Source organism: Bacillus sp. JNUCC-22, assembly GCF_018861275.1.
In the GTDB taxonomy this organism is placed as follows: Bacteria; Bacillota; Bacilli; order Bacillales; family Bacillaceae; genus Bacillus; species Bacillus velezensis.
This window is the reverse complement of the sequence record NZ_CP076408.1, coordinates 3,400,567-3,417,474: the sequence shown is the minus strand read 5'-3', so window position 1 is coordinate 3,417,474 and position 16,908 is coordinate 3,400,567. Positions and strand designations below refer to the sequence as shown.

Below are 16,908 nucleotides of genomic sequence, written 5' to 3'. Positions count from 1 at the left end.
GCTACCGTCCCATCGTTCCGAAGTTGGTAATCTGAATGGAAACATCATAGTCAAAAGCCGCTTCGGAGAAGGTCTCATCCCAATGATGCTTTACTTTCTTCCAATAGTCGGGATATTGAATGCGGACTCTGTCAGAAAAGAATACCGGGTCCGTTTCATATTGATTCTGCAGCTTATCGATGACTTCTTTCACATCGCTTTTCAGTTTTTTTTCGAAAATCTTTTCCAGCCCGTTTAAATAGTGCTGATCGAATGAATCTTCTCCGGCATATTGATCCTCTGACAAAAGTCCTTTTGTTTTTACCGCTACATGAAATGACAGCTTCCCGTTTTTCAGCCTGGGAGTGATGGCGGATGTTGATTTTTTGATCTCGAAGGTAATCGGGTGCCCCCCTTTATCCAAAGCGGGCAGCACGCCGCCCCGTATCGTCCCCATCAGCCAATTCAGGCTCTGTATTTCGTATGATGACAGAAAGCCCGCCAATCTGTTTTGTTTTGCGTTTTTGATAATGGCCGCTCCGTCATACACCGTTTTTCCTTTTTGATTGCTGACGGCCTGAATGAGAAAACTGAGTTTATTATGGCAGTAAATCGAAGCTCTCCCGATTCGGAGCGGTTTTAAAATCTTCCCGTTGTAGCCGCCGTTGTTCGTAAGGTCGATCAGCTTTTCCGCGGCCATGGGCTGCTGCTGATTCGGCGTCGGCTCCGTCAGAATATCGGACGCTTTTCCTCTTGCCGCGAAGAGATAGCTGCTCCGCCTTAATTCATCATCGCGGATAAAATGATTCATCATCTGCAGTATATTTTGGTCGGCCAGCAATTTGTCGCTGAATATCAGCACTTTTAAATGATCGCTGTAAACAGGCGGATCTTTTAAAGAGACTTCACTGACGGCTTCAAGAATGGTATCCCCCCGCGTCGTCACATTGACAAACACGGGCCGGCCGGAAGCCTGGCTGTTTTCGCTTTGGGGCAGCAGGTTTTGATAGGTTAATTTATATCGGCGGTCACTCGTCTCGTCTATCGCCAGCCCCCGGGCGAAAGACAGCTTTTCGACTTCCTTCGCGTCCCAGCATCCTGAAAGCGTCATCAGTATGAAAAGCGCCGCCGCCCATTTTATGAAAAGTGTCATGACGTCTGTTTCCTCCCGGCTATTTTTTTCATCCAGCTGACAAACCAGATGAGAAAAGGAATCATAATGACGGCAAAAAACGCATATCCGAGAATATTCGCGAATGCAAACACACTGTTGATATCATCGGGGTACATTGAAAGGCCGAATGTCACTGCCAATAAGCCTCCCAGCAGCCAGGCATTGTTTTTATTTTTCAGTTTGAAAATGGTGTTTAATCCGAGATGCGCCCCTTTAAAAGAACCGAGCATACAGGTGAACTGCTGGCATGTCCACGTAATTAAAAGAAAGATATCAAACCGCTCTATGAAAATGCCCCGGATTTCCAAGGCATGAATCAGGGAAATGGTCGGATACGTCACCGTTTTGGCTTCAGCGACCGACATACAGCCGATGACGACAAGCAGCGTAAAGCTGTAAAAAATGGTCGCGCCTGCGATGCCGAAGACAGCCGCCTTTTTCGCCTGCTTCGGGTTTTTCATAAACGGCACCAGATAAAGAATCACCTCAAGTCCCGAAAAATACAGAAGGGTCCGCGGAAACAGCTCAAAAAAGCTTTTGTAGCCTCCTTCCATGACCGGGCGGACGAAATCCAGCTTAAAAAGTCTCAAACTGAATATGAGCAGCGTAATCAGAATGACGATCGCAATCGGAAACAGATAGGCATAAAGCTTTGAAATGGGATAGACCCCGCCGGTCACATGGTAAATACCGACCGCCAGAAAGATGAATATGACGACACCCATCGGCGTATTTTTCAGTAAAAAGTAATTGATGACTTCACCGAGAAAACGGGCTTGAAAACAGACGGTGACGACAAAATAACAGCTGATGAATAAATTCAGAAGAGAACCGATAGCGCGGCCCATGATGCTTTGATTCAGCTCATAAATGGTTTCCCCGCTGTTTTTCTGCAAAAACGGCATAAAGAGCAGGACGATGCCGATAAACACGACACTCTGCACAAGAATAATGATCCATCCGCTCGGACTGTCCGCTGTTGCGGCGGAGCGCGGCAGTGTTAACACGCCCGCTCCGATCATTGTTCCGCTTACCATGAGAAGTGTCTGCATAAACGACAGCTTGTCTTCCGGTTTTTTCATGGGGATCACCTTTGCTTAATTTTATCTTTCGTCTCTTTTCTGGTCGGCCGTTTTTTCAAAAGAGGCGTCGGCAGTCTGACGATCGTATCCTTTAAGTCCTGGCCAGGCTGCGCCATGATCGGAATAAGATAGTCCTGACCGAAGCTTTTCAGCCGCATCAGATGGCCGATGACAAGCAGATAGCACATGATCAGTCCGTATAAACCTAATATCGCCGACAAAATCATCGAAAAAATACGGATGAGCCTCAGCGGAAAATTGAACGCATAGGAGGGCGCCGTAAAAGAAGCCAACGCCGTAACGGATACGACAATGACCATCATCGCGCTGACAATATTCGCCTGAACGGCGGCCTGTCCGATCACCACGCCCCCGATCAGGCCGATCGTCTGTCCGATCGGCTTCGGCAGCCTGAGTCCGGCTTCTCTGATCATCTCAATCGTAAAAATCATGATAAACGCTTCAACAAAAGGGGGGAACGGGACATTCAATCTGCTCCCGGCAATCGTAACCGCCATTCTCGTCGGCAAAAGCCCCGTGTGAAACGTAACGAGCGATATGTAAAGGCCGGGTAAATAAATCGTGATTAAAATGCATGTATACCGAAGCAGTCTGAGAAAGGTAACCGGAACCCACCGCTGATTATAATCGTCAGGTGAGTGGATAAATTCATCAACGGTAGCCGGCACCAAAAGGGTAAAAGGCGTTCCGTCTACAAGAATGGAAACCCTTCCTTCCAAAAGAGCGCCCATAACCCGGTCGGGCCGTTCGGTCGTCAAGACGGTCGGGAAAATAGAATACGTGTTATCTTCAATAAGCTGTTCGATCGCTCCTGATTCCGGAATGTCATCAATGGTGATCGAATTCAGTCTTTTCATCACTTCTTTTACAACATCATCAGGCGCGATATCCCGAATGTAGACAACGGCGATCCGCTTTTTTGTCCGTTCGCCGAGTGTGATCTCTTTGATCTGGAGGTTGGGATCACCGGACTGCTCGCGCAAAAGCGCCGTGTTCGTCCGAAGCTTTTCGACAAAACCTATCCTCGGCCCCCGTTCAAGCACTTCTGAAGACGGTTCTTCAATATCACGCATTTTAAATGTTTCCGTCTCAAACGAAAGAGCTTCCTCCCATCCCTCCGCCAGCAAAACCGATTTGCCGGAGAAAATGTCTGCCTCCGCGTCCTTAAGTGAAGAAAGCCGGGTATGACGATAGCCGAAAGAGATGGATGACGGCGGTATTTCAGCCGGTTCCTCTTGATGCCGGGCGGCCGCCTGCACGGGCGAAATAATATATTCCGCAAGCAATTGATTGTCGGTCAGTCCGTCTATATAGATAAGACAGGCGTCACATTTGCCGTTTCCGTACGTAAACGAATAAAACATCATGTCATCGCTTTGGCCGAACCGTTTTTTCAGCACTTCAAGGTTTTTGCCGAGCTCCGCATGTATCGTCACAATGTTCCCCCCTTTTTCCATCAGTTATTTTAATTTGCGACAAACAAGGCATTTTATTCTGGAATAGGAAATGACTGAGCATTCCGCCCCATCCGAATGGTATAATGAGCAGGTCAGCCATTTTATACATATTGTTTTTAACCGCGGCTCCCTCCGTGTTTTAAAAAAGACACAGGGGGAATGGGATATGAGCCGCTTTTTAAGGGGAGGGGAACGAACATGACGCAAGAGCCGATTTTTTTACAGCCTGTATGTAAAGAAAAACTATGGGGCGGCACGTTATTACGCGAACGATTCGGATATGACATACCTTCAGAAACAACCGGCGAATGCTGGGCGATATCAGCCCATCCGCACGGAATGAGCACGGTCAAAAGCGGTCCGTATCAAGGGAAAACCTTGATGGAACTGTGGGATCAGCATAGAGAATTATTCGGCGGAACGGAAGGGGACCGGTTTCCGCTGCTGACGAAAATACTGGACGTCAAACAACATCTGTCCGTTAAAGTCCATCCTGACGATTATGACGCTGAGGAGCATGGACAGGGTGAAACGGGGAAATCTGAGTGCTGGTACATTATTGACTGTAAAGAAAATGCGGAAATCATATACGGTCACACGGCCCGTTCGAAAGCGGAACTTGTCACCATGATTAACAGCGGTGACTGGGAAGGCCTGCTGCGCCGTGTGAAGATCAAACCCGGCGATTTTTATTATGTGCCGAGCGGAACCATCCATGCCATTTGCGCGGGGGCGCTCGTGCTTGAAACACAGCAGAATTCAGAGGCCGCCTACCGGATATATGATTACGGGCGTACAGATCAAACCGGCCAGGCACGTGAGCTGCATATCCGCGATGCCGTCAACGCCGCCACCGTTCCTCATGTGGACGGATTTTTAGATGAATCAACTGAAACGAGAAAAAGCGTCACCATCAAAACCTTTGTGCAGGGAGAATATTTTTCTGTATACAAATGGGATATCAGCGGGACGGCGGAAATGACCCAGGACGCTCCGTTTATGCTGTGCAGCGTCACAGAAGGAAGCGGCTCCATCCTCTGTGAAGGCAAGTCCGCCAAGCTTGAAAAAGGCGCGCATTTCATACTGCCGGATCAGATGCCTGACTTTACGATAAACGGAGATTGCACGATCATCGTTTCTCATATATAAAACCAAACTTAATCCCAGCTCTGGGATTAAGTTTTTTTTATTTGGAAAATTGGGTGATTTCTCTCTGTAAAAATGAAGAAGGCCGGCCGATAAATAAACTAGTTTGATAGAAACCAATTGAATCAGAAAGAGGAGAAGGAATGAAAAAGAGATTCGTTGCACCTATGTTATTGTCCGCCGTTTTCCTTGTCTTTTGTACCCTTACACAGCCCGCTGAGGCCGCATACAGCGACTACTCCGTTTACGAGCTGGAAACGAAGCAGCAATTTGCTTCTGAGAACGAGGCGCTTCAAGCGGCAGCGAAATTGAAAAAGGATACGGGGTGGCAGGCTGACGCAAAGAAAGCCGGAAATACGCCGCTCACTTATCAAATCTCAGCTTCAGGCTTACACGATGAAACGGATGCGAAAACCGTGCTGAAAGATTTTACGAAGCAGACGGGCGTGGCCGGCACTTACAGCGCAAGCGGAAGCAAACAGCCGTACGTGACCGTCACATCAGGCGTTCTATCAGACGAGCGGCAGACGAAAAATCTTCTTACCGAACTGACGAAAAAAACGAGCGTGACCGGCGCCGTCAAGCCGGCGGGGACAAAACAGCCGTACATGCAGGTCGTGACTGCTGAGATGGCGGCCGAAGCGGACGCAAAAGCGCTCTCGCAAGCGTTGACGAAGCAGACGGGTGTGAAAGCGTCATACCGTCAGATCAAACGGGAAACAGCCCGGTTTCAGATCCAATCAGGAACAATCTCCGGCGATCAAAAAGCCGCTCAAATCCAAACTGATTTTCAAAAGCAAACAGGATTGCAGTCGTCGCTGAAAGTCACGGCAAAGGCCAGTCCGAATATCACCATGACAGCCTCTGACATCTCAAATGCAAATGCTGCGGCAGGTTTAGCGAAACAGCTTCAGCAGAAAACGGGCGTCAAAGGGAATGTTCAAAAGTATGCCCAAAGCAAAACAGCAACCGTGTACAACGTGCAATCAGGATATTTTAACGGAGTAAGCGCCGTACAAAATGCTATCACCCAAATCAAGAAGAATACGGGTGTCAGCGGAAGCTATCAAAAAGCCGGCAAGAAAAATAATTATACGGTCGGGATGAGCGGACTGACGGCTAAGCAGCTGCAAAGTGTTCAAGCTTTCTTTAAAAAGAAAAAATGGCATTGCGACGCATCGCCTGTCAAAAAGACAGCATCAGTGTCCGTTTATCGGATCACGGCAGGGCAGCTTACCGCTGCACAGGCAGATCAAGCGGAGGCGTTTTTCCGCCAGCAGCATGTAAAGACGGCAAGAACAGCGGCGGGAAAAACAGCAGAAAACGAATATCAGCTGCTTTCTCAGCAGACGGCAGACCAGTCGAAGATAAAAAAAGGATTGAATCTGCTGGCGGGATATAAACTGACTGCCATTTCAAAAACGATATCCAAGCAGACCGACACAACGTACCAAGTCACAACCGAATCACTGCTTGATACGGCAAAGATCAATCGTTCGCTGGACTTTTTCAAAGGGAAAAAAGTATCTGCCTCCGCACAGAAAACAGGTGAAGCGGCGTATACACAATTCAGAATTGAAACGGCACCGCTGCTTAAAAAGGAAGACATTGACCGCGTGACTGCTTTTTTCAAGCAAAACAAAGCGGCCGGCACTGTGAAGGAGACGGGGAAAACCGGCTCTGCACAGTACGTCATCAAAACCGAAACATTCAGCAGTAAAACCGTTTTAAATAAAAGCATGAGCTTTTTCAGCGCCAAACAATTACAGGCCGGCTATACGAGTGAAAGCCATCCGGTTTATGAACTCCGCATTCGCAATCAATTCACGGGAGCGCAGTCAGCGGACGCCGCCTCCCAAAAGCTGAAAAAGCTGTACGGATGGACGATGGCTATTTTGAAAATAAAAAACGGACCGCAAATCATGAATACCAATTACAACATCTCGCTGGCAGATATGGTCAAAAAACAAATGACAGTCAGCCCGCAGACTGATGCCGCGGCTTATGCATCGCTTACGTACATCAATACGGCCTCCGGAACGGTCACAGCCGACGTCCTGAACGTCCGGTCAACCCCGGAAGTCAGCTCCGGCAATATTATCGGGCAGTTGAAAAAAGGCGATAAAGTCAGCATCACAGGCCAGACAAACGGCTGGGCCAAACTCAGCATGGGCTGGAGAAACGCCAGCAGTGACGAAGTCGGGCAGTATGTCAATCCGGCTCACTTCGCACAAGACAGCAAGTATTACTTTCAATTTCTGAAGCTCTCTCAGGCAGCCGGACTGAACGCATCGGAACTGAATCAAAAAGTGCTGGTCAATAAAGGAATACTGACAGGGAAAGGCCAGGCCTTTATTACAGCCGCCGGCAAATACAGCATCAATGAAGTGTATTTGATTTCGCATGCTTTGCTTGAAACGGGCAATGGCACGTCAGAGCTTGCGAACGGCATTATGTATAATGGTAAAAAGGTTTACAACATGTACGGCATCGGGGCTTATGACAGCAACCCGAATTACTACGGCGCACAATACGCTTATAATCAAGGCTGGTTTACTCCGGAAGCCGCGATTATCGGCGGAGCCCAATTTATCGGTGCGTCTTATATTCACAATCCCTCATACGAGCAGGATACGCTGTATAAAATGAGATGGTCTCCAGCCGCGGCCCATCAGTATGCGACAGACATCGGCTGGGCGTATAAGCAGGTAAACCGCATGTACAGCTTATACTCACTGCTGGATGACTATACGCTTTACTATGATGTTCCCGTGTATATGAAAGTATAAAAAAAGGGCTGAAGTGTATGCTTCAGCCCTTTCTTCATGCAAAAAACACCCGCCATCGGATTCAGGCAGGTGCTTCAGCACAATTTTTCATTTTTGTTTCCGCAAATTTCAATAACGCTTCACTCGAATTCCCATCTGAATACATATTCCATTTGTCCGAGAACCGCCGCATTTCTTCTGCACGAAATGGCTTTTTCGTCATTTCCTCCAGAAGAGCTTCGCTGTCATGACAAGCCTTTCCGGGAATGACGGAAGTATAATTGTCGATTAAACCGCGCTTTTGATCATATTCCTCCAGATCATATGTGAAAAAGAAAATCGGTTTATTTAAGAGCGCGAATTCAAAAGGCACGGAAGAGTAATCCGTAATTAAAATATCAGCCGCTTTCAAGAGATCATGAAGACGCATGTCAGACACGTTCTTGATCAGTTCGCTTTCAAACGAAGCCGAAATATGATGCAAAACGGCAGGATGAAGCTTTACAAGCAGCATATACTCTCCGTTTAACGCGTTTGTGAGCTGTTCTTCGGTGAATGGCAGCCGAAAGAATTGCATATCATAATCCCTGAATGTCGGTGCGTACAAGATGATTTTTTTCGGCCATTTGTGCTTCAGTTCGGGCTTGTGTTCTTCATAATAGACGTCAGTCAGGGGGACACCCGTTTTTAACAGCTGGCCGTCTCGTATGCCGAACGACTTTTTAAAAACGTCAGCCATCGCGTCTGAGCCGACGGTGACAAAGTCAAACGAACGGTACACTTTTTTAAAACGGCTGATGTCTGATGCCGGGCGGTTTTGATTCGTCACATCCTCAAGGCCGAACTTTTTCAAAGAGCCGTTCGCATGCCACAACTGAATGCATGTCGTTTGCGGCCGGCGGTTTAAGACGCTTGTCATGAGGAAATAGTTATCCGTTATCACCACTTTGCTCTTAAAAAGGATCAAAACAGCCTTCAAAAGATGCAGCGGATGTTTTTCGTTCAGATAAAAAGAGCCGATACCTTCCAGCTCTTTTTTCAGACTGACGGCATGTCTCGTATACAAAACCGTCATTTCATAAGAAAGCGATTCAGCGTGCGCTTTGTAAGAACGGATGAGAGCCTGCGCATTCTCTTCAAAAGATACCAGCAGGGTCAGATGGTTCTTGGGCTTTACAGGCTTGAACAAAACGCCGAGAACAGACAGATATATAGAATAAAAAGCGGCGAATAAAGATCGCAAGTTCATAGATTACCAATCTCTTTTGCTGTTTTATTTGTTTAAAGCTGTTTCGTTTGATCTTCTGCCTGCTTGGAATACAGGCTTTTATTTGATTTATTATTTCTCAAAACGGTAAAAGCATACTTCGGAATGTTCAGCATCCTTTTCCATCTCCACGGATTCGTCACCAGTCTGTACAGCCATTCCAGATTCGTTTTGATCATCCATTCAGGGGCGCGTTTTACCGTTCCGCTGAACACATCAAAGCTTCCGCCCAAACCGATCGATACAGCCTGAGGGAAAAGATGTTTGTATTCATAAATAAATTGTTCCTGATGGGGATATCCTAAGGCGACAAACACGAGATCGGGTTTCGCCCGGGAAATCTGTTTGGCGACGAAGCGTTTATCCGCTTCATAACCGTTGCTGGCTCCGACAACCTCAATATTCGGATACTCTTTGCTGATCCGGTTCAAAACGGCGTCAAGCACGTCTTGCTTAGCTCCGTATAAATATATTTTTTTAGACTGCCGGTTTGCGAGGCCGAGCAGCGCAAGAAACACATCGAATCCCGCAATTCTTGATTTCAGCGGGTGCTGCGTCAAACGTGACATTAACACGACGCCGATACCATCCGGCAGGACGAAATCCGCGGATGAAATGACTTGATGATAACCTTTGTCTTTCGCCGCAGCGTATCCGATCTCAGGATTGACCGTCGCAATGACGGCTCCTTGCTTTTGTGCGATATAATAAGTGTCTAAATATGAAATAAACTCCTGTAAATTTCCATTAACATAAGAAAGGTTGTGCACCATTTCAGTCTGCATCTGCCGTCCTCCTTTTTGTACGGGATTTTCTTTCACTTTTTCGTGACTTAGGCTAAGCTTTATTTTAACATAATACCTTCAGATAAACTTAACAATAGTTTTACAAAAATATAAATAAGATAACAATTTCTTTAATCATACGCGTAAAAACCCTGCTAAACTCCTATTGTAATAACATTTGTTAATAAGTGGATTTTAACTTCGTTTTACATTGGCTTAACCTTTTCAGGGCTATGTGATATAATGAGGTTCCATGAGTACGAAATTGGCACTTTAGTGATTAAGGATACAGCTGCGCAGCATTTCAGGGCAGTTGCTTGTTATACGTATGATGATAGAAAGGAGCTTTTGTTTCATGAAGAAGGTCATTACTTACGGTACGTTTGATTTACTGCATTGGGGTCATATTAAACTGCTTGAGCGCGCAAAGCAGCTTGGGGATTACCTTGTTGTTGCCATCTCAACAGACGAGTTCAACCTGCAAAAACAAAAAAAGGCCTACCACAGCTATGAACACAGAAAGCTGATTCTGGAAACGATCCGTTATGTCGACGAAGTCATTCCGGAAAACAGCTGGGATCAAAAAGTACGCGACGTAGCGGATCACAACATCGACGTGTTCGTAATGGGAGACGATTGGGAAGGCAAATTCGATTTCCTTAAAGATCAATGCGAAGTCATATACCTCCCTAGAACCGAAGGCATTTCCACCACACAGATTAAAAAAGAAATTGCCGGGGTGTAATTGAAACATTCGGATATACAGATGATAAAGAAGTACTCCCTCCGGATAGGGAGTACTTCTTGTAATATAAGGTTATTTTCGCTATATTTGTTATGCGCTTTTGAAAAAAAGCTAGACAATAAGAGGAGAATTTAAAGATGAATCTTAGTAACTTTTTTAAGTTGAATAAAAAAGAGTCCAAGCCGTCCGTAGAAGAACGCGAATATACCATTTTAAACAAAGAAGCATTGGCGGAAGAGAAGAAGGTAGCGGTAGTCGTTCCTGTTTATAATGCAGAAGAATATGTAAGGAAAACAGTTGATTCAGTGATCCTTCAAAACATCGGCTTTCAGCATATTTCTTTAATTCTGGTCGATGATTGCTCTACTGATGATTCCAGAAACATCCTGACTGAGTACGCCGAATTGTATGAAAATATTACAGTCGTCTTTTTGAAAGACAACACGGGAACCCCGGCTTATCCGAGAAACTTGGGAATTGAGCTGGCAAATGCGAAGTACATTACATTTTTGGATGCAGATGATTGGTTTGCGCCGAACGGAGTTAAAATCTTATTCGACATGCTTGAAAGAGATCAGGTAAATTATGCGGTCGGAAAAACGATCGAAATGCAGGTGAACGGTCAAAAAACGATCGGGAAACATGAGTCTTCGCTGAACAGAGCGAAGGTATCGCCTTTTTCAATCCGGCATATTTTCTATCATCTGGGCCCGCGGGCAAGAATGATGAACTTACAATTTCTAAAAGATAATGATATCAGATATCCGGAAATGAAATTTGCTGAAGATAAGCAATTTTTTATGGATGTTCTTTTGGCGTGCGGAGATATTTCAACGTCAACCGAACCGGTCTATTATCTGAACAGAATGGACAATAATGAGTCGCTGACAAAGCAGACTAATATAATGGAAAAAACCGACACGAACATAGCCGTAATGAAGTATATTCTGAACAAAAAATTAGATACTGAAAAAGAGAAGATGGCGATGAACCGCCTGATCGAATTCGATTCCATTACGCGTCTTTTCGATCGGATGCACTTCCTGAAAAGCGAAAACAAAGAAGCCTACTACAATAAATTCAATGAAATTCTGAATGTGTTAAAGAAGACGAAATACGATATTTCCGAGACATTTTTTCATCCGATTCATAAAACAGCCTACCGTCTGCTGACTCAAAAACGGTATGATGAGGTCGAAAAGCTGTTCCGCTGGTCCAAAAAAGAGCCCGATAAAAACATCGTGACGCAAGGCGGACTGGCTTATTTAGAAAGCCCGCTGACGGATGAAGAAAATAAACTGGTCGAACTTCGCATGCACGGAGAAACGGAAAGCGCGGTGTTCGCCGATCATAAATTCACCGTTACGTTCCGCTTGTTCGGACAGGACAGAAATAATGCCCAATATATTCAGTTTCAGCACAGAGATAATATGAAAGTATTCCACCAGTTTCCGGTTCAGTCACTGGGAGACGGGCGGTACGTCCTTGAAATCCCGTTACGTGACATTGAAAAAGTCGGACTTGGCGGTTATATTATGTATGTCATTTATAACGATTATGAACGTGTCATGTTAAACAGAGACGACGGTGAAAAGGTGACGGCAGAAGCGAACGGACTGCAATATCAATTCTACCGGACGGTGAAGGAGAACCTTTCGCTGAAAGTAACAAAATGATGATTGTGATTGGATATGTTTAATTGAAACAGAGGAGTAGACTTATTTTATGGGTATAGAAAATCCTGTCAGATACAAGTTAAAACATCTTAACATAAAGGAAGAGACATTCAGCATTACGATATCCTGTGAAAATGTCACTGCAGGGGAAGAGCCTTCTCTTCAGATTATAAATCGTAAGACAAAAGCGGAACTTTCCGTCCCTCTGAAACGGTTGGCCGGAGAAGGCGGGGAGTACCATGCTGTCATGAGCACGGATCTGCTTTCTGACCATACGGACGGCAAAGGATGTCTGGATTTCTATGTCTCCTTTATCAATGATGACAGTGATATCAGTAAAAAACGGTTAAAATCCAGCCTTGAACCTATTGAACTGTCTTCTTATAAAGATGAGGCTCATCATATGTTCTTTTTCCCTTACACGACGAAGAAAGGGAATTTCTCCTTAAAGCTGCTGCAGAAAAAGTTCGTCACGCGGATTGATGAAATGGAGCTCGAATCTGACGGCAGCTTACATCTGAAAGGTTTTGCATTCCGGCTGAACGCGGCAGAAACCTTAAAGATAAAAGAAAAAAACCTGATTCTGAAAATGAAAAAAGGAAAAGAAGAGGAGCCTCTCATTCTGAAGTATCCGCTTCACGACGTGCCGAGACACGACCTTGATGAATATGTTCAGGACACAACGATGCTTGACAAGATAGGCTTTGATACAAAAATTGATTTGAATGCCGTTTATAAAGAATTGAATCAGCAGCTAACCTTTCAATTCCATATTCAATTCATTTTTGAAGATGCCGGGACGGGTGAAGAGATTATCACCAACAGCAAACCGTTAAAGGTTCTGAAATCTGAACAAGTAAACCCTAACCAATTCACGATCCTGAAAACGGAGAAAGGGCCTGCCAGATTTCACGTTTTCACGAAAAAGAAAACGAAAAATCTCCACCTGAGAATGAACGATTACAGCTTCAGCACCCGCGTGGAGTATTTTGTGAAAGGAAAGCTGAAACGGGGCGCTTCCTTTGTACGCAAGAGAAAGAATAAGCTGAAAAAGTTCATTGAGAAAAGAATACAAAACACTTATAAAGCGGGATTCAGGGTTGCGGGGAAACTGCCTGTCAAACAGAAATTTGTCATGTTTGAAAGCTTTGCCGGAAAACAGTACAGCTGCAACCCGCGGGCGATTTATGAATACATGAGCAAAGAGATGCCGGAATACCGTCTCTGCTGGAGTGTAAACCCCGCTTACTCACAGACATTTAAAGATAAAGGAATTCCTTATATCGAACGCTTTACGTTCAAATGGCTGTTTGCCATGGCAAGAGCCGAGTACTGGGTTGTCAACAGCCGTATGCCGCTGTGGATTCCGAAACCTGAGCATACGACATATGTCCAGACATGGCATGGCACGCCTTTAAAGCGCCTTGCCGTAGATATGGATGAAGTGCATATGCCGGGAACAAACACTGAAAAATACAAGCGCAACTTTACGACAGAGGCTTCAAAGTGGGATTACCTGATTTCACCGAACGCATATTCAACCGAAATATTCGCCCGGGCGTTTCAGTTTAATAAAACCATGATTGAATCGGGATATCCGCGGAATGACTTCCTTCAAACGGATAACAGCCCTTCTGTCATCAAAGCGCTGAAAGAAAAAATGAATCTTCCGCAAGATAAAAAAGTGATTATCTACGCACCGACATGGCGGGATGACCAATTTTATAAGAAGGGAAAATACAAGTTTGACCTTGATTTAGACCTTCATCAATTGAGAGAAGCGATCGGCGATCGTTATGTCATTATTTTAAGAATGCATTATCTCGTGGCGGAAAACTTTGATCTCGGACCGTATGAAGGATTTGTGTATGATTTCTCCAGCTACGAAGATATCCGTGAGCTGTATATGGTCTCTGATTTACTCATAACGGACTATTCCTCTGTCTTTTTTGACTATGCAAATCTGAAAAGACCGATGCTGTTTTATGTGCCTGATATCGAAACGTACCGGGATAAACTGAGAGGGTTTTACTTTGACTTTGAAAAAGAAGCGCCCGGCCCGCTTGTCAAAGAAACAGGTGACGTTATCAAATGGGTCAATGAAACGGAATCAGATGATTATAGGCTTCCGGATTCATTCGGGCCTTTTTACGAGAAGTTCTGTTATTTAGAAACCGGGGAATCGTCTGAAAAAGCAGTAAAAGTGATTTTCGGGGACAAGTAAATAAGTGCAAAAAAGCATAATTTAACCACGTTAATTATGCTTTTTTGCTTAAGTGACGGCATGTTGCGCTCATGGGACTCAGGCTTGTTATGAAGTGAAAAATACATCGTAATCTGTTACAATTATGAGCGGTGCTTTTGTAAGTCAAAGCTATTACCTAAAACTTACGACTAAGGAAGATTAGAATGAATGCATTGGTAAAAATTCTGAAAGAGCAATTCAACTCATTTCCGCTGATTATGCGGCTTGCAGTGTACGAAACGAAATCAAAGTATCAAGTGAACTATTTGGGTATATTGTGGCAGTTTCTCAACCCTATGATTCAAATGCTGGCTTACTGGTTCGTATTTGGTCTCGGGATTCGCGGCGGACATGATATGGTGCTTGGAAATGGAGACAGCGTACCGTTCATCGTCTGGATGCTGGCCGGCTTAATTCCTTGGTTCTTTATCAGTCCGACGATACTGGATGCATCTAACAGCGTTTTTAAACGGATAAATTTAGTGTCGAAAATGAACTTTCCGATCAGTTCACTGCCTTCTGTAGTGATAGCATCGAATTTATTCAGTTACTTTGTGATGATGGCGATTTATATTATTGTGCTGCTGAGCAACGGACTGTTTCCGACGCTTCACTGGCTGCAATATATTTATTACTTGTTTTGCATGATCAGTTTTATGTTTGCTTTCGGCCTGTTTAATTCAACCATCAGCGTTTTAATCAGGGACTATCAGTTTTTGCTTCAGGCCGTCACAAGGCTGCTCTTTTTTCTTCTGCCGATTTTCTGGGACATTGCGGAGAAATTCGGAAACAGACCTGAAGTTTTGACCATCTTGAAGTTAAACCCTCTTTTCTATATTATCGAGGGCTTTAGAGACAGCTTTATGGAAGGGCAGTGGTTTTTCCACGATGTGAAATACACGCTGTATTTCTGGTTCGTCACACTGCTGTTATTAACAGTCGGTTCACTTCTTCATATGAAATTCAGAGATAAGTTTGTTGACTTTCTTTAATATAGTAAGGAGATTATACGATGAAACTAAAAGTTTCGTTCAGAAATGTTTCAAAACAGTATTTTCTATATAAAAAACAGTCTGACAAAATTAAAGGACTGTTTTTCCCAAACAGAAATCAAAAAGGTTTTTTCGCTGTCCGAAATGTTTCTTTTGACGTCTATGAAGGGGAAACGATCGGATTCGTAGGGATCAACGGCTCGGGAAAATCAACGATGTCCAATCTGCTTGCAAAGATCATTCCGCCGACAAGCGGGGAGATTGACATGAACGGGCAGCCGTCTTTAATCGCGATTTCTGCCGGATTAAACAATCAATTAAGCGGTAAAGACAACATTCGTTTAAAATGCTTAATGATGGGTCTCAACAATCGGCAGATAGACGAGCTTTATGAAAAAATCGTTGAATTCGCGGATATCGGCGACTTTATAGATCAGCCTGTTAAAAGCTATTCAAGCGGTATGAAATCCCGTCTCGGTTTTGCCATATCGGCGCATATGGACCCTGACATCCTTATTATTGATGAGGCGCTCTCAGTAGGGGACCAGACTTTCTATCAGAAATGTGTGGACCGCATTACGGAGTTTAAAGAACGCGGCAAAACGATCTTTTTCGTCAGTCATTCCATCGGACAGATTGAGAAAATGTGTGATCGGGTGGCTTGGATGCATTACGGCGAAATGCGCATGTTCGACGAAACGAAAGCCGTTGTGAAAGAATATAAAGCTTTTGTGGATTGGTTCAACAAGCTTTCAAAGAAAGAAAAGAAGAAATATCAAAACGAGCAGATTGAAGGCAGAACGCGGGCAGCCGAGGAACAGAAAATCAGTCAGGCGCAGCAAAAGAAAGCGAAGCCCAAATTCATTGCCAATACGATACAGATTACGCTGCTTGCATTGCTGGCTGTCGGCGCAGGCGCTTCGATGTTTTCAGACAAGCCTCTGCGTGCGATTACATCTTTCGGTGACGTCAAACAGAGCGATGCCGGCCTTTATGAGTCTGTGAATAAACCTGCTTTGGTAAAAGCTGAAAAGGCGGACCTTTATACTGAAAAAGATATAAAAGGAAAAGCCTCCGCAAGTGTAAATTTCGGCACGAAGGTGCAGGTAGAAGCCGAAAATAACCAGGCGGCCAAAGTGAAATTAAACGATAAAGAGTACTTTATGAAAAAGACTGATCTGTATAAAGTGAACGCTTTAAAAAAGACGGATGTTCAGCTTAATGATTTCAGCGGCAGTTTATCAAGCCAAACAGCAGAAGAGTTTCTCTCATATCTCAATAAAAGCCGGGACGATGTGGAGAGTAAATTGAAAAATCCAGCTGCCGGACAAACGGCTGACGGACGGAACGTATTAAAAACATCCGATGCAAAAACGGATGTAGTGATTGACAATGATACAGTCTCCGAAGTGGTTTTTCATTTATCGCGTCCTGCAGACATCTCAGCTTTAAGTGAAAAAGGCGGCAGCAAAATCAATCAGAATTTGCTCATGCTTAAAAACCAGGAATATACTTTTTCTGTGAACAATGCTGATAAAACACTGACGGTAACGTCTAAAAAGTAAAGATCA

The 16,908-nt window shown here is 44.6% G+C and carries 12 protein-coding genes; 7 read left to right on the top strand and 5 right to left on the bottom strand.

Going from position 1 to position 16,908, the window contains the following annotated elements:
• Position 1: 1 nt before the first annotated feature.
• From JNUCC22_RS16695 to JNUCC22_RS16685, 3 genes are read right to left on the bottom strand one after another with little or no spacing between them, the layout of a single operon-like run.
• Positions 2-1,132 carry a Ger(x)C family spore germination protein gene (locus JNUCC22_RS16695; RefSeq protein ID WP_020956435.1) on the bottom strand — a complete coding sequence of 377 codons (1,131 nt, stop codon included), beginning with the start codon at positions 1,130-1,132 and terminating at the stop codon, positions 2-4.
• Positions 1,129-2,235 (bottom strand): GerAB/ArcD/ProY family transporter, encoded by a 1,107-nt coding sequence (locus JNUCC22_RS16690; protein WP_025285369.1) that lies wholly within the window; start codon positions 2,233-2,235, stop codon positions 1,129-1,131. Before JNUCC22_RS16690 ends, JNUCC22_RS16695 begins: the two co-directional genes overlap by 4 nt.
• A 5-nt stretch (positions 2,236-2,240) precedes the next feature.
• Entirely contained in the window at positions 2,241-3,692 is a 1,452-nt protein-coding gene (locus JNUCC22_RS16685) for a spore germination protein GerBA (protein WP_216061930.1), read from the bottom strand.
• A 219-nt stretch (positions 3,693-3,911) separates the two neighbouring features.
• Here JNUCC22_RS16685 and manA point away from each other — a divergent pair, with 219 nt between their 5' ends.
• Both manA and JNUCC22_RS16675 read left to right on the top strand, forming a co-directional pair.
• Positions 3,912-4,862, top strand: a complete 951-nt coding sequence (gene manA / locus JNUCC22_RS16680) for a mannose-6-phosphate isomerase, class I (protein WP_216061929.1) — start codon at positions 3,912-3,914, stop codon at positions 4,860-4,862.
• A 140-nt stretch (positions 4,863-5,002) separates the two neighbouring features.
• Positions 5,003-7,648, top strand: a complete 2,646-nt coding sequence (locus JNUCC22_RS16675; RefSeq protein WP_216061928.1) for an N-acetylglucosaminidase — start codon at positions 5,003-5,005, stop codon at positions 7,646-7,648.
• A gap of 61 nt (positions 7,649-7,709) precedes the next feature.
• On the opposite strand, the gene JNUCC22_RS16670 is transcribed toward JNUCC22_RS16675, so the two are convergent.
• Positions 7,710-8,876 carry a CDP-glycerol glycerophosphotransferase family protein gene (locus tag JNUCC22_RS16670; RefSeq protein ID WP_216061927.1) on the bottom strand — a complete coding sequence of 389 codons (1,167 nt, stop codon included), beginning with the start codon at positions 8,874-8,876 and terminating at the stop codon, positions 7,710-7,712.
• A 32-nt stretch (positions 8,877-8,908) separates the two neighbouring features.
• A complete protein-coding gene (locus tag JNUCC22_RS16665; protein ID WP_029325800.1) occupies positions 8,909-9,679 on the bottom strand; it encodes a WecB/TagA/CpsF family glycosyltransferase in 771 nt (256 codons plus the stop codon).
• Positions 9,680-10,034: 355 nt separating this feature from the next.
• Between JNUCC22_RS16665 and tagD the strand changes: the two genes are divergently transcribed.
• The 5 genes from tagD to tagH all read left to right on the top strand — a co-directional run bounded on the left by tagD (position 10,035) and on the right by tagH (position 16,902).
• Positions 10,035-10,424: a glycerol-3-phosphate cytidylyltransferase gene (tagD, locus tag JNUCC22_RS16660; protein ID WP_003151361.1), complete on the top strand. Its 390-nt coding sequence runs from the start codon at positions 10,035-10,037 to the stop codon at positions 10,422-10,424.
• A gap of 137 nt (positions 10,425-10,561) precedes the next feature.
• Positions 10,562-12,100 carry a glycosyltransferase family 2 protein gene (locus JNUCC22_RS16655; RefSeq protein WP_007407500.1) on the top strand — a complete coding sequence of 513 codons (1,539 nt, stop codon included), beginning with the start codon at positions 10,562-10,564 and terminating at the stop codon, positions 12,098-12,100.
• Positions 12,101-12,149: 49 nt separating this feature from the next.
• On the top strand, positions 12,150-14,324 hold the full coding sequence (locus tag JNUCC22_RS16650) for a CDP-glycerol glycerophosphotransferase family protein (protein WP_191974027.1): 2,175 nt from the start codon (positions 12,150-12,152) through the stop codon (positions 14,322-14,324).
• 185 nt (positions 14,325-14,509) lie between these two features.
• Complete coding sequence (locus tag JNUCC22_RS16645) at positions 14,510-15,337, top strand: ABC transporter permease (RefSeq protein ID WP_003151365.1); 828 nt, start codon at positions 14,510-14,512, stop codon at positions 15,335-15,337.
• A gap of 20 nt (positions 15,338-15,357) precedes the next feature.
• Positions 15,358-16,902: a teichoic acids export ABC transporter ATP-binding subunit TagH gene (gene tagH, locus JNUCC22_RS16640; RefSeq protein WP_216061926.1), complete on the top strand. Its 1,545-nt coding sequence runs from the start codon at positions 15,358-15,360 to the stop codon at positions 16,900-16,902.
• Positions 16,903-16,908 lie beyond the last annotated feature (6 nt).

Excerpts from the sequence above, each read along its gene's own strand:
- JNUCC22_RS16695 (WP_020956435.1), bottom strand. The coding sequence starts at position 1,132 with ATGACACTTTTCATAAAATGGGCGGCGGCGCTTTTCATACTGATGACG.
- JNUCC22_RS16690 (WP_025285369.1), bottom strand. The coding sequence starts at position 2,235 with ATGAAAAAACCGGAAGACAAGCTGTCGTTTATGCAGACACTTCTCATG.
- manA (WP_216061929.1), top strand. The coding sequence starts at position 3,912 with ATGACGCAAGAGCCGATTTTTTTACAGCCTGTATGTAAAGAAAAACTA.
- JNUCC22_RS16675 (WP_216061928.1), top strand. The coding sequence starts at position 5,003 with ATGAAAAAGAGATTCGTTGCACCTATGTTATTGTCCGCCGTTTTCCTT.
- JNUCC22_RS16670 (WP_216061927.1), bottom strand. The coding sequence starts at position 8,876 with ATGAACTTGCGATCTTTATTCGCCGCTTTTTATTCTATATATCTGTCT.
- JNUCC22_RS16665 (WP_029325800.1), bottom strand. The coding sequence starts at position 9,679 with ATGCAGACTGAAATGGTGCACAACCTTTCTTATGTTAATGGAAATTTA.
- tagD (WP_003151361.1), top strand. The coding sequence starts at position 10,035 with ATGAAGAAGGTCATTACTTACGGTACGTTTGATTTACTGCATTGGGGT.
- JNUCC22_RS16655 (WP_007407500.1), top strand. The coding sequence starts at position 10,562 with ATGAATCTTAGTAACTTTTTTAAGTTGAATAAAAAAGAGTCCAAGCCG.
- JNUCC22_RS16650 (WP_191974027.1), top strand. The coding sequence starts at position 12,150 with ATGGGTATAGAAAATCCTGTCAGATACAAGTTAAAACATCTTAACATA.
- JNUCC22_RS16645 (WP_003151365.1), top strand. The coding sequence starts at position 14,510 with ATGAATGCATTGGTAAAAATTCTGAAAGAGCAATTCAACTCATTTCCG.
- tagH (WP_216061926.1), top strand. The coding sequence starts at position 15,358 with ATGAAACTAAAAGTTTCGTTCAGAAATGTTTCAAAACAGTATTTTCTA.